This is a genomic window from Gilvimarinus gilvus (genome assembly GCF_030518155.1).
Classification (GTDB): Bacteria; Pseudomonadota; Gammaproteobacteria; order Pseudomonadales; family Cellvibrionaceae; genus Gilvimarinus; species Gilvimarinus gilvus.
In genome coordinates, this window is the sequence record NZ_JAULRU010000783.1 from 61,109 (window position 1) to 75,305 (window position 14,197).

The 14,197-nt window shown below is 47.2% G+C and carries 9 protein-coding genes and 1 pseudogene; 8 read left to right on the top strand and 2 right to left on the bottom strand.

Translation table 11 applies throughout. The features are described from left to right. Positions 1-205: 205 nt before the first annotated feature. Complete coding sequence (locus tag QWI17_RS19870; protein WP_302724271.1) at positions 206-1,942, top strand: putative bifunctional diguanylate cyclase/phosphodiesterase; 1,737 nt, start codon at positions 206-208, stop codon at positions 1,940-1,942. Between the two features lie 24 nt (positions 1,943-1,966). Here QWI17_RS19870 and QWI17_RS19875 read toward each other — a convergent pair whose 3' ends face one another. Beyond that, entirely contained in the window at positions 1,967-2,731 is a 765-nt protein-coding gene (locus QWI17_RS19875) for a YifB family Mg chelatase-like AAA ATPase (RefSeq protein ID WP_302724272.1), read from the bottom strand. Between the two features lie 178 nt (positions 2,732-2,909). Here QWI17_RS19875 and QWI17_RS19880 point away from each other — a divergent pair, with 178 nt between their 5' ends. From QWI17_RS19880 to QWI17_RS23720, 6 genes and pseudogenes are all read left to right on the top strand, one after another. After that, positions 2,910-3,455 (top strand): TnsA endonuclease N-terminal domain-containing protein, encoded by a 546-nt coding sequence (locus QWI17_RS19880; protein ID WP_302724273.1) that lies wholly within the window; start codon positions 2,910-2,912, stop codon positions 3,453-3,455. Next, positions 3,452-5,338 carry a TnsB C-terminal domain-containing protein gene (locus tag QWI17_RS19885; RefSeq protein ID WP_302724274.1) on the top strand — a complete coding sequence of 629 codons (1,887 nt, stop codon included), beginning with the start codon at positions 3,452-3,454 and terminating at the stop codon, positions 5,336-5,338. Before QWI17_RS19880 ends, QWI17_RS19885 begins: the two co-directional genes overlap by 4 nt. A gap of 57 nt (positions 5,339-5,395) precedes the next feature. Beyond that, a complete protein-coding gene (locus QWI17_RS19890) occupies positions 5,396-6,241 on the top strand; it encodes a TniB family NTP-binding protein (protein ID WP_302724275.1) in 846 nt (281 codons plus the stop codon). Further along, positions 6,241-7,371, top strand: a complete 1,131-nt coding sequence (locus tag QWI17_RS23715; RefSeq protein ID WP_368045376.1) for a TniQ family protein — start codon at positions 6,241-6,243, stop codon at positions 7,369-7,371. The genes QWI17_RS19890 and QWI17_RS23715 overlap by 1 nt, the downstream gene beginning before the upstream one ends. Before the next feature lie 115 nt (positions 7,372-7,486). After that, positions 7,487-9,328, top strand: a complete 1,842-nt coding sequence (locus tag QWI17_RS19895) for a hypothetical protein (protein WP_302724276.1) — start codon at positions 7,487-7,489, stop codon at positions 9,326-9,328. Between the two features lie 43 nt (positions 9,329-9,371). Next, positions 9,372-9,539 (top strand): annotated as a pseudogene (locus QWI17_RS23720) (IS3 family transposase); the annotation flags it as partial. Positions 9,540-9,696: 157 nt separating this feature from the next. Here the strand turns inward: QWI17_RS23720 and QWI17_RS19900 are convergent. After that, the gene (locus tag QWI17_RS19900; protein WP_302724277.1) at positions 9,697-10,488 is read right to left on the bottom strand and encodes a hypothetical protein; all 792 of its coding nucleotides are present in this window, start codon (positions 10,486-10,488) and stop codon (positions 9,697-9,699) included. A gap of 673 nt (positions 10,489-11,161) precedes the next feature. On the opposite strand from QWI17_RS19900, the gene QWI17_RS19905 reads away from it, so the two are divergent. After that, positions 11,162-14,194 (top strand): Eco57I restriction-modification methylase domain-containing protein, encoded by a 3,033-nt coding sequence (locus tag QWI17_RS19905; protein ID WP_302724278.1) that lies wholly within the window; start codon positions 11,162-11,164, stop codon positions 14,192-14,194. Positions 14,195-14,197 lie beyond the last annotated feature (3 nt).

Below are 14,197 nucleotides of genomic sequence, written 5' to 3' on the forward strand. Positions count from 1 at the left end.
GGTAAAGACGCCTTAAATTTGTGCAATTTTTTGCTGAAATGGTGTATGTTTGCTAATCAATCCTAACAGGTTGATTTTGGCGCAACTACACTGAGGGGCAGGGAGGCGAAGTGTGGCACTCATATTGGCGCCATGGCTAATTGCACAAGCACTCAGAAAAGCTCTTAAGAGCAACGATAAGACGGAATTTGCAAGGATTAATCGAATGTCATCCACCACCAGCGTATTGCTGTTGAATGGCGATCAGGAACTGTTAGATCAGATTAGCGCTTGGTTGGACGAAGTTGCGCCCGGCCAGTACCGCCTTGCGCCCGGAAATACCGAAGAGGATGGCCTGGCCGAGTTATTGTCCGGCGACCACAGTGTTGGCTTGTACTGTTCGGGCGAAGACCCTATAGCGGCCCGCGATTTACTCAGTTCGGTTAAAAGTCATTTCAGTCCGGTGCCCCTTGTGGTGCTGACCAACCAGATGAATCATATTCTCGATCGCGAGGCGGTACCGGCAGGCGCCGCAGATTACCTGGCGCTCGATACCCTGAATGCCTATTGGTTGGAGCGAGCCCTGCGCTACGCTATAGAGCGCAAGCGCACCGAAAAGCACTTGGCCCGCCTGGCTCACCACGACCCTCTAACCGACATTCCCAATCGGGTGCTGTTTCGCGACCGGCTTGAGAACGCCATTCGCGTGGCGTCGAGGGATAAATCGCGCTTTGCGTTACTGTTTATCGACCTCGATGATTTCAAGGTGGTGAATGACCGCTACGGCCACGATATTGGCGATGGGCTGATTCGCCTGTGTGCCGAAAGGCTGCAGAGCTTGCTGCGGCGCAGCGATTCCATGGCGCGTATGGGGGGCGATGAATTCACTTTGCTTTTGCTCAACGTCGAAAGCTCCTCAAGCCTGGCCCATTTGGCAGTAAAAATCATTGAACAAATCACCTCGCCCTATGAAATAGGCGGCTATCAGATTAACGTCGGCTGCAGTGTCGGTATCGCCTCCTATCCTGAAGCGGGGCACAGCGCCGATTCCCTACTGAAATCGGCCGATTTGGCCATGTACCAGGCCAAGCAAGTCGAAGGCAGCAACTTCCGCTTTTTCACCGAGGAAATGAATCGCGATGTGCGTTATCGCCTGCGTTTGGAGGAAGACCTGCGCCGGGCAGTGGAGAACAACGAACTGTATCTCGAGTATCAGCCGCGCTTTGCGGTACGGTCCGGCAAAGTCGTCGCTTTGGAGGCGTTGCTGCGCTGGAATCACCCGCAAAAAGGTATTTTGAGTGCGCACAGTTTTATTTCGATTGCCGAAGATACCGGATTGATATTTGCCATTGGTTATTGGGCCATCCGGCGCGCCTGTGAAGACTTACAGCGGCTCAAAAGTGATGTCGGCATCGATATTAAAATGGCCATTAATTTGTCGGCGCGACAGTTTCGCGATGAATCAATGGTGCAGTACGTGGCTAATATCTTCAGTGATACCGGCGTTAACCCCGCGCAGATTGAATTTGAACTGACCGAAACAGCACTGATGGAAAACATCGACATGGTCAGCTTGTGCATGCGGCCATTGTCCTATTTTGGGGTCACCTTCACCCTGGACGACTTTGGTACCGGGAGCTCATCCTTCTTGCACCTGCAGCGCCTGCCAATAGCGGCGCTGAAGATCGATTCTCAGTTTATGACCGACCTACTGCGAAGACGCAGCGAACGGCGTTTGGTGTCGGCGATGATGAATCTTGCACACAACCTGGGGAAAGTGGTGGTGGCCGAGGGGGTTGAAAATGCCCGTCAGCAGAACTGGCTGGCAGCCGAAGGTTGCGACCAGATGCAGGGCTACTTTTTAGCACCGCCCCAAAGTTACGAGCGTCTGCAAAAAGCCATTGTCGGTATGACCCTGGCGGACGTCTCTTTGAATACGCCGCCAGATGATGACGAGGCATAAGCTCAGCGCGCCGTTAATCGAATGTTATACGCCTCTGTCCAACGCTCGGTAACTGATGGCTTCGGCCAGTTGTGGGCGCTGAATGTTCGGTTCGCCCGCCATGTCTGCCAACGTTCGCGCGACCTTCAATACCCGGTGATAGGCCCGCGTGGATAGCCCCAGTTTGCGCACGGCCGCTTCCATATATTGGTGTTCGGTATCTCCCAGTACACAGACTTGGTCAATTTGCGGGGCGGTTAAGTCGGCATTGGCACAACCTTGGCGGTCCAGTGCGGTTTTTTGGGCCGCTATAGTGCGAGACTGAATGGTCGCACTGGCCTCGCCCGTCGCGGCCGAGCGCAGTTCGGTCGGTGCAATTGCGGTGACAGGGACATGCAGGTCAATGCGGTCGAGCAAAGGCCCTGATATACGGCCGCGATAACGGCGAATCTGATCCGGTGTACAGCGACAGCGCTGGTCATCGTGGCCGTAGTAGCCGCAGGGGCAGGGGTTCATGGCTGCTATTAACTGAAAGCGCGCCGGGTACCGGGTTTGCGCCCGCACCCGTGATAGTTGAATTTCGCCACTTTCCAGTGGTTCTCGCAGTACCTCCAGCACCTGGCGTTGAAATTCCGGCAGTTCATCCAAAAACAGGACACCGCCGTGCGCCAGAGAAATTTCACCGGGTCTGGGCACGGCCCCGCCGCCCACCAGAGCTGCTGCCGAAGCCGTATGGTGAGGCGCGCGAAAGGGGCGTTGCTGCCAGTCGTGCGGGACGGTAGCGCCCACAATGGAGTAAATTGCTGCCACTTCAAGCGATGTAAGTTCTAGTCATAAGTGATATCATAGCACCTACTTCTAGAGATAAATGGTAATGAGCTCAAATTTTTATACTTCCAGAGCCAGATTGATCGGTATCACGAACCGGAGTGTCTCCGGTGCTATTCCAGATATTGGCTCCTATGAGTCTGCACTGGAGAGGGACTTTATGGAACTCGCCCGCTTCGATTCAGGCATTGATAGCGTTATCCCTCAGCCTCTTACTATTACCTACGTTGATTCCTTTGGTGTTGAGCGGCCTTATACGCCAGACGGCCTTGTGTATTACCGAGAAGATCTCCGCATCCCTCCGCTACTTTATGAGATCAAGTACCGAGCTGACCTAAAAGATCAAAAAAGACAATTGCTTCCTAAGTTGCGAAAGACTCGATCAGTTGCACGCAGAAGGGGATGGAGGTTCAGAGTGCTAACAGAATTAGAAATTAGAACCCCCTATCTTGCGAACGCTAAGTTTCTTTGGGGTTATAGGGCCTGGGAGGTTGAAGAGCCAATGGCTGAATATGTTCTCACTATTCTTGATGATTTGGGAATAGCAGATCCGAGTCTCCTGATGGCCGCTCTTTTTAGCCATAAGCGAGATCAAGCCAAAGTGCTTCCGGTCATTTGGTATTTGATCGCTAATGGTCGCATTGTATGCGATCTAGACGCTCCACTCACAATGAAAACATTGATACGAGTGAAAGGTGATTTATGAAATCGGTGTCTCCTGGCAGTCTTGCTTATCTCAATGGGGATAGTGTTGTTGTTCTTGAATTGAAGGGATTCAGTGAAGCTATCGTACGGAGTGTTGAGACAGACGAAACATCCATTGCTCGTATTAGCGATCTTCGAAGCAAGCATTCTTTAGAGCACATAGAGAAGTCGGACAATCGACATCTCGTTTCTCAGGACGCTGATTGGCAATCAGCAGTTGAGCGTTTTGAGATTATATCTCCTCTCTTAGATATGCACACTCGTACCGCAGAAGATGTTAGAAAGCTAGCAAAAGAGAACGGTAAAGGTATAACCACAATATATCGCTGGATTCGCGCATATGAAAAAACTGGCTTGGTGTCATCTCTATTAAGGAAAGAGCGAAGTGATAAAGGGGCTCTAAAAATTGATGCTGAGGTAGAAGAGGTTATCATTGCAAAGATTGAACAAATATTTCTTGTTCCTGAAAGGCCTTCCGTTCTGAAACTCTACAAAGAAATTAAGAGTGAATGCTTCAACTTGGATTTACCTATACCAGATAAAAACACAATTTATGCAAGAGTCTCTGCAATAGAAGAAAAAGAAGCCTTAAAAAGGCGGTTAGGATCCAAAGCTGCAAAACAAGCCTATCGACCGATTTTAGGAAAATTCCCTGGGGCGGATTACCCCAACGCCGTTGTACAAGTTGATCATACACCCGTTGACTTAATCATAGTTGATGACTTGCACCGACAACCAATAGGTAAACCATTTTTAACGATTACTATCGACGTGGCAACCCGCATGATATCGGGATTTTGCCTAACGCTCGAGCACCCAAGTGCTCATAGCGCAGGTTTATGTATTGCTCATGCTATTGCGACAAAAGATAACTGGTTAGCTAATCGAAATATAGATATCGAATGGCCAATCCATGGCAAGATGAGGAAGATACATGTTGATAATGCTAAGGAGTTTCGAGGGAATATGCTCAGAAGAGCGTGCCAACAACATGGTATTATCCTGGAGTTTCGCCCCCGTGGAATGCCTAATTTCGGCCCCCATGTCGAACGTGTATTTCGGACATTTATGTCAGAAGTACATACCATCCCAGGAACAACTTTCTCCAGCGTAAAAGATAAGCTTGACTATAACTCAGAAGGTAAAGCTTGCATGACTTTACGCGAGCTAGAGATGTGGTTTACGGTCTTTATTGTGTATTACTATCATCATAAGCCTCATCGTGGAATTGCTGATATCCCACCTATAAAAAAATATGAAGAACTTATTTTCGGTAACAGCAGCACTCCAGGTATTGGCATGCCTTTGCCTATTGAAGATGAGGAAACGTTAAGACTTGATTTCACACCCTATGTGGAGCGCTCTGTTCAGAGGCAAGGGGTAGTGATTGACAATATTCATTACTTTTCCCACGTACTTAAGAAATGGATAAATTCCAAAGACAAAAATAAAAAGGCACGAAAGTATATTTTTGCGAGAGACCCTAGAGATATAAGCATCGTATATTTTTTTGACCCCGATACGCACAAATATGTTCCTATTCCCTACCTTGATAGCACTAGACCCTCTATAAGCTTATGGGAGTTGAGGGAAGTTCAGAGGTCCCTCAAGGATGAGCACAATGCCATGATTAGCGAAGATGTAATCTTTCAGGGTATCGCTAAAATGCGAGAAATTGAGGCAGTGTCAATAGAAAAAACTCGCTTAGCTAAGCAGCAGAGAGCTTCAGAGAAGCGTAAGCGGCGGTTTGTACAGCGGCGTTCAAATTGGAACGAAGCGCAGAATAATGCCGAAACTGTTGAAGTCACCGAAGTGATTTCAGAGGTGGCAGGCGACTATTCTGATGAAGATATTCAACCATTTACAGATGTTGATATTAGTTGAGGCTTATGGATGGATAATTACTCGCACTTACATCAAGATTGCATCCCGAAACTCGAGATGAATGTAGATGACAGGATTCAAGACATTCATAAGTCTAGATGGATTGGGTATCCGGCTGCTCAGGATGCTATGCATAAAATGGAGGGATTGTTGTGTCATCCGCGAGTGTCGAGGATGCCCAACATGTTACTGGTCGGAGCAACGAATAATGGGAAGACGGAAATCGTTAAACGATTCTGTCAACTTCACTTGCCTGACGAATCATTTGATACAGAAAACCTTATTACTCCAACTATGTATTTCGAGGCACCTCCTACGCCTTCTGAAGCGGATTTTTACACTCACATACTATGTAAACTCTATGAAAGAGTGCCTGCCTCTTCTATCGCAGCGAAAAGAGAGCGGACCATGTCGGTGCTGAAGAGGATAGAGCTGAAGGTCATGATCATAGATGAGCTTCATAATATCTTGGCAGGATCATCAACCAAGCAGCAGCACTTTTTAAACATGATTAAGTATCTGAGTAATCAGCTTCAGGTATCTATTGTTGGTTGTGGCACATCTGATTTGCTAAGAGCTGTAAGTGTTGATCCTCAAATTCAAAATCGTTTTCCTCCAACGATTATCCCCAGGTGGAAATATAACAAGAGCTTCCGCCAGTTGTTGAGTACCTTTGAAAGCGTAATACCCTTAAAATCCCGGTCGAGCCTGCATTCCCCCGAATTGAGCAAGAAAATCCTGGCTATCACAGAGGGATCGATCGGTGAAATATCCACTCTTTTAAATACTGCCGCTTCATATTCCCTGAGAAATGGACGAGAGTTCATTGATCTAGAGTCTATCCAAAAGTGTGGATATATTGGCCCAGGGATGCGCATGCGGGAAAATGTTAACGCGCTCTAATGATCATATTGCCTATCCAACCTAAGCCAATAAAGCATGAAATATTATCTTCATGGTTGACTAGGCTGGCGTTGAGCAATGGATTTTTTCTAAATAGCTTCTTTACACGGATCCTGCAATGTTCGCCGTCTCTCTTTTCTCGGGACATTGATCGTAATCCACCTAAAGAATTGTTGCTGAGCTTATCCCAAAGCACTATGTATTCCACACGCTCCATCTATTCTATGAGCCTTAAAGCTTATGAGGGATGCGTATATGAGCATTTGAGTCCTAGTTCGTTAACTAAGCATTTGATTCCTATCGGGGTTTATCACAGAAAACGAAATCGTGGCGGAATGCATTATTGCCCAGAGTGTCTCGAAGAAGATCAAGCCCCAAATTTTAGAATGTACTGGAGACTATCTTTTTTTACAGTGTGCCCGATACATGAGGTTCTTTTGAGAGATTCATGTCCATGTTGTGGGGCATATATTGCCGTTCATCGTCATGCCGTTAATGGTAAGAAATATGATCTTCCATTGTCGGATTTGGGATGTTGCTCTGAATGCTACGCTTCGTTGAATCAAGGCCCAAAAGATACGATTCATCACTACGTGTCTCGGACGTATCTCGAATTTCTAAGAGCATTCATAGAAGATAGAATTACTTTTCCTGTTCCTACATCGCATTGGTTATGTGTGTTTTCAGGATTATGGGTTCTAGCAAGCTGCCTCACGAAGAGCCGGTCAGAGAGCTTGGCATACAGAATTGAGTGGGCTTCTGGCATTCCATTGACCAGTGTTAAGAATCGCAAGGGGGTTGACTCATTATCCTCGCTTGAGCGCTGCATTTTGATGAGCTCTGTGTTTTGGCTTCTAGAAGATTGGCCGTACCGATTGATTACTCTATCGAAAGGAACAGAGTTCTCATGCTCGGTTCTCTCCGATTACTCATTTATACCCTTTTGGGTTGATAAAGTGTTCAAGGAAGAGTTCTATGGGAGGAATTATTTTCCAAGTGATCAAGAATTCCTTGTGGCATATGATTACCTTCGCCGGAGAGGTGTCTATGTTAATGCAGGAGTTTTAGCTAGCCTGTTTGGCGCAGACGTAACAGCTTGTCGTAAAAGATTGAGTAAGCTATTGGGTTAGTATCAAAACTAAACACCCAAGTGTAGAAGTTCCCAATAGCTAATTATGTGTTGAATTATTCCAGTGTCAGGATTTAGACTCTACTGTGAAGGAATAATGAATTGTTGGAGTGCGAATGCCCAGAGATGCAAATAAAGCTCGAATCTCAAAACAACCAGGTTGCTGGCGTGTTGATGGAATTGGTGAAATACATGGATTTAATGGTAGATATCCGAAAACCAATGTCTATATGTCTGGGCTTCACAAGGATCAAATCGCCAAACCTTTGCATAGTTCTAGTCTCAATGGCGAGCATCAGGTAATCAAGGATATTCCCTTGAACTGGATTAGAGAATTAAAAACTGGCTCTGTATGGAGGGGTGGTGAAAGAATCTATCTTCCGGGGGTGATGGATGGCCAATACGAGATAGATACAAGAGATATAAAGATAGTTCGATATAGTCAACCTGTTGAGTTAGAAGGGATTGAGTTTGATTATGCTCTGCCATTGAAAGCTATTCAATTTGGTGACAACGTATCCAATTTAAATGCTAGCTACTTAGCAATAGTTCCCGTTCTCAATCAAAAAAGTTTTACAAAGTACTTAGCCATTCCATGTATTGAGCTGTTTAATTTTTATATATGCGTCAGTAACCGATTTTGTAATTCAGCCATAACAGGCAGTATGGATAGGTACGTAGAGTGGAAAGGGGATAGACTTAAAGTCCTAAAAATTCTCAGCATGGAAGAGCAATACGTTGCTTATCGAAGCTTTTTTAATAAGCAAGGAAAGTCTTGGTTTAATTACCCTCGAAATAGTATCAATTATGCCGTCAGAAAGAATGATTCATCAGCAGATACCTCGTATCGTTTGCCAGTTACAATCAAAGCGAGCTTTCCATTCAAGGGGCTGACGAAGCTAACTGTTGCAGGAAAATCATTTCCATATGAATTGCCTGGTGGGAAACAAATATGGGCGATATTCGTATCAAATATCATTAGTTGTAGTTACGAAGATGGATTCGATCCGGTTATTGAAAGTGATGAAGGAGGGAGTGCCAATGATCCGGGACTTTTCAATGATGAAGAGGGTTTTTATGGGGAGCCCGAGGACGATCCATTTGAAGATGAGTTAGAATGTGAGGAAAATGAAGGGCAAGAAGATGAGCTTGCGACTACGCCGTCTGTTGTTCATTTGGCAGAAAATCGGTTCAGTGTATTGGGATCTCTTAAATTTACTCGTATTCGTAGCGGTGAAGATGAGTATCCAGTGTACCCATCTAACGATCATGGAAAAAATGGGCTGCATAGACCTATTGACGACGCCACTAATAATGAAGGAACCAACAGTTTCGGCTCCCATGTCTCGGCAAGCAGGGATCTAGAAATTTTTATTGCTATGGTAAAGCAGCTTAGAGAATTGACAATTGAGGAGGAATGGGAGGTTATGACTCGATATGGCGCAGAGCCCATCCAAATCGATGGTGAAGTCGTCAACTCATTTCCTCTCGATAAGAGAAAGAGAAGCTGGAAAATGATTGATGCGCCCGATGGTGGACAATCTAGAAGGCCTAGACAGATTGCATGGGTTGAAATCAGGATTCCTACTTTGGGATATATCTATTTGATGGAGTTGGAGTTGAAAGCGAACGAGTCGGGTCGTAGTACCCTTTTGGTGTTTAGAAAGGATGGGCGCTGCATGTCAAACGAAGACTTTAAACTATTTCTTGGCCTTGTGGCGGTAAGAAACGGGTGGCATCAAAAAGGTCATGAATGGAAAACAGAGAAAGTTAGAAATATAGCTGCATCATACTTCGAGAACTATAGTCATCGATCTCTACATCATGTGCAAGGGTTATCTAATCATGAAGAGGCCTCTGATGCCCAAGCAAAAGAATGGGCGATATCAATCTTAAAAAGCTTTAGTAGCGAATTGTTTAGCTTAGGGAGTGTTAAGTCAATTCGGTCTTCGTCTTGATTAATATTGCTATTTTCAATTTGGCTGTGCATCCTTTTATGCTCGACTGAAGGTAGAGCTCATTTATGCGAAAAGCTACCAGTCGATTGACGAGCTAGGATTAGGTATATTTGGCGACATTGAAGTCTTTTATAATCGAAAAAGAAGGCATTCTGAAAGCGTCGGCATGAGTCCAGTCGCGCTTGAAGAGAAAGCAGCGTTGGCTGCATAGTAAAGTGTCTACTTTTTGTGGGGAACACCACTCGCAGTAAGAAAATTTATGAAATACCGAGAAAGCCCCAAAGACAAGAAACTGAGAGACTGGTACTCCAATGATTACATTCGTGCGCTCTTACCGAGCAACACCGATGCTAGCCCAGCTCGTGTGATTACACTTCCTCCTCTTCATTGGCCATTCTTGTGTAAGGCGATGCAATCACTGCCGCCAGCATCTCCTTGAGAAAGCTGGATACCGCACTGTAGTAGTCCAAGTATCTGCTCTGAGTAATATGGATCTTTTGGCCTTTCAGCCTACGTAGCGCACATGAGGATTCCGCAGCCCTATCGTCGATTACCCCGCCACGGTGCAGTAAACAGTTCCTGACGGAGTTTGCTTCCTGCAACTTCGAAAGCACACTACTTCTGCAAGCGATGTCGATTCCGAATATCTCTAAGACTTTAACGTAAAACTCTCCGGCCTTCAGACTACGCCGTAGCTGGCTTTCGATTCGGCGATAGAGACGACCAGCATCTTCCTCAGATAGCGGACCCTGCTCAAATGTATTTGTCTTGATTCCGGCCTGAGCAACCAAGCCGAGAGCGTTTTTATCCTTCTCCAGTACGAGGGTCACAGTATCCTCAATGGCTACTTCAAGAGCGCCCCAAACACCAATAAAGCTATGACTATTCACAATGCCGAAGTCGTTCTCTTTGAGTTTTGCTGTGTTCTTGCTGAGGGTTGGTGCTTCCGAGAGTAGTCGGTCTATCCCGCGCACCGCCTCATCAGCGCCGTGTGTCTCAAGAGTTTCGCGTGCTGCACGGAGTAATGGCTCGCTGCCTTCGAGAAAAATAATGCTTCGATTCAACGTACCGGCGACGATTGATTCCTCGGCCACGAAGGCGATTGCTCTCGCTGCCGGACCAATGATCCAGTTGAATGCTTCTCTATCATCCCCATTCATAAGACTCCCTACACAGTCTGGCTGCTAAACGATGACCATGACATAACGCAAATGCAGCTGGGTTGTAGCGCAGCCGGCAAGATGCCGCCTGTTGGCGCTATTTTTCATGGCAGTGCTCTACGGCTAGATGAGCAGAACTGATCTATTGCGCCGAGATCTTTGTCACACCCAGAATTTATCTTCCGGTGATGTTAGAGAAATCATGCGGAGTCATCGCTCTCTTTCCGTGAATCACGGGCCTGCTTAAGCTCCTTGGCTCCTTTTGGCCATCATCGCTCGTCAACCAATTAATCCGAACGCCCGTCCTAGCATACCACTACGCTTAGTCAAGCTGTTACCTCTTCATGCTGTGCTCACCTATGAAGAGGTATCTGATTTTTTCGGCTTATCTCGTGACACATTAATTCGCATTGCAATTCCCTATAATATATTACTAAGAAGTATATATTATAGATGTTTTATTAGGGGTATATTTATGTTATCATCCAATTTTTTATGCAATCCCAAGGATTGGATTGATGCCTGAAATTCTCATTCCTGGATATCAATGCACACGCTGCTCGCATGAGTGGGTCGCTCGCAATAAAGCGGAGAAGCCGACAGTATGCCCCAAGTGCAAAAGTCCTTACTGGAACCGACCGAAGCAACAAGGACGACAAAAAGGCTCTAAAAAATGAAATCAAATTTCATTAAGTCAGTGGAAGGGTTTGGAGTGTCTGCCCGAGAGATCCTTCTGTTCGACTCCAGTGACCCGCGCCTCATCGATTACTTGTCCCTCGTATCAGACGATCCGTCTTCACCACAGTTGTCGGGTGTTATCGAGGCCTCGGGCCGCCCCTTGATCTACCTTCTCGACGCCCAGAACCTTTCGAAAAGCCCGAGCGATAGCACCGAACAAGTTCATCAAGCCTTAAACGTATTGGCATGTCGTGGTGAGTTGGCGTATCTAGCCGTTGTGTATGCGGGCCAGCTGGATGTCTATCCCGTCCAGTCAACGGATCAAATGAACTCGCCAGCCAGTCAGCGCGTGGTTGTGCGTGAGGGCCATTCAGGTGGAGTCGGTTTCATTCGCGATCTACTCGAGGGAGACGTGCCCGAGATGCTGGGACAGAGCCGGCAAGCCCGATCAGCCCAGCGTAAGACAGTTGAAAACACACTGTTTAACCTCTTGATGAACGTCGGAAGAGAGCTCAATACCACTGGAGCCCTGCAAGGACAGCACGAAACCATATTGGCCCTGACGGGACGCGCCCTGTTGACGCGGTTTTTGTTAGATCGCGACATCATCACTGAGAGTACATTTCCGGAACTGTTCGCCTCGTGCAACACCATCGACTGCTTTAGCTCGCCCCGTTTGGCCGCATTGACTAATTCCTGGCTCGATACCACCTTCAACGGGGACCTCCTCAAGTTGCCCGTGCCCGCGCGTTCTTACAAATCTTGGTTTTCAAAACTGGACCCAAGCGTATTTAAAAAGCTTTCATTTATTCTTGGTCACGCGGATGAGTCAGGCCAGCAACCATTACCCGGATTCATCAATTTTGCGCACGTACCTGTTGGCTTGCTCAGTGAGGTGTACGAGCGCTATGCTCATGGCAACCTCGATAGCGGTGTACGGGTGAGCGCCCGCCAAGAAAGTATTCATTACACACCTAGGCACATCGCCGAGTATATACTTTCGGAGGCGTTTGACGGGGTAACCACGGCCCCAACACACCAAGCCAAAGTCCTAGACCCTTCCTGTGGTGCTGGCGTGTTTGTTATTCTTGCCTTCAGACGGTTGATCGCCGAGCACTGGGCAGCCTCAGGTGTACGCCCAGACACCTGGAAAATCCGTGATATCCTGTATAATCAGATTGCAGGCTTCGACATTAATCGCTCTGCTCTCACGCTGGCGGCACTAGGGCTTTATCTTTCCGCTCTAGAACTGGACCCTGAACCATTGCCAACATCAAAACTAAAATTCGACCACAACCTTATCGGCTCGGTTCTGCACCTTGTCAGAACCAACTCTGAACCATGGCCTGAGCACTCGGTTGTCATGGGGAGCTTGGGAACTGCTGTGCCAGCCAACGTAAACGCCCAATACGATGTCGTCGTCGGCAATCCACCTTGGTCCAGTTTCCCGAAAAGCTTCTCGCAGCGGTTGACCTGTGTCGTACGGGATGTAGCGCAGCGGCGAGATCCTGAGCATCTCGATGAAGTGGTCAAAACGTACCAGAATCCTGATCAAGTTCCTGACCTCCCTTTTGTGTGGAAAAGCATGGACTGGGCTAAACCCGACGGGGTGATTGCCTTTGCCCTACACGCACGCGTCCTATTCAAAAACTCGGACCAAGGTCTAGAGGCAAGAAACAGTTTATTCAAGGCATTGAACGTTACGGGTATCATCAACGGCTCGGCGCTACGCAATTCGCGCGTTTGGCCACGTATCGCAGCTCAATTCTGCCTGCTGTTTGGGCGAAACGCACTTCCAACGTCACATAATTATTTCAACTACATTAGCCCTCAACACGAACGATCTCTAAATAATGGCCAGGGTCGCATGCGGATCGACTTCCACTCGAAGGACCCAGTACAAGCTGCCGCACTTGAAGAGCGCCCCCATCTTCTGAAGACACTGTACAAGGGAACACCGCTAGATGTGACCGTTATTGACCACATCCAGTCTCTACTGCAGCAGGGTTACGCCATGCAGCTCCAAGAGTACTGGGACACTAGAGTAGGGAAAGGACGGTGTGGTGTCGGCTTTCAAACCACGTCGAAGAAACAAGACGCATCAGTCTTGATAGAGCTGGGGGCAAAGATGCTTTCAAAAAGCAGTGGGGCAGGCTATGTGATCAACGCAAAATTGCTGCCTAAGTTCGACTACCCTCGTTTGCATCGGGTTCGGAAAATCACCCTGTACCAGCCTCCACTCGTCGTCATCAACAAAGCCCCCGGTGCGGGAGCTGATACCGAGACGGCCAGGATCGCACTCGGCAAGATACCAATTGCCTATAACGAATCCTTTTACGGATACTCTTGTAAGGGGCATCCCCAGGCGACGGCTTTAGCAAAATACCTGTTTGCGGTACTTAATAGCGACCTGCTACGTTACTACACCTTGATGATAAGCTCGCAATATGGGATTGAACGAGAGGTTATTCATAAAGCGGATATCGAGAAATTTCCTTTTGTTCGCTACGAATTGCTATCTGAGGCAATGAAGAACCGTATCGACAGCACGTATAACGAATTCGTTAATTCGTATGATCGCACCATTCTCAACGACTTGGTTTACTCAATCTACGAGATCGACCGTTATGCTAGACAGGTTATCTCTGACACTTTACAAGTCGGCTTACCCGTTGCGGAATCCAAAAATCTAGCGGAGCGACCAGTGACCAAAGCCGAATTAAAACTATTCTGCCGTGAGCTAAAAAAGGCATTGGAGCCAACTCTCGTTAACGTTTCATCCGTCTATGATACGCTGAGAAGCTGGAATTTTATTAGCATCACCCCAAAATGCTCGCCCTCAATCGACCTGCGACATGAGGATGTTATATCAGAGATTGCCGATGCCTCTGGATCGAGCATGATTACTATTCGGTCCAGGCAATGCACCCATATCGGCATACTGAATCAGTATCGCTACTGGACGTTGAGCCGAGCGCGACTGATTGCATTGCAACTTTTAAAGGATACTCGTTTCTTAAAGGATTAAGCC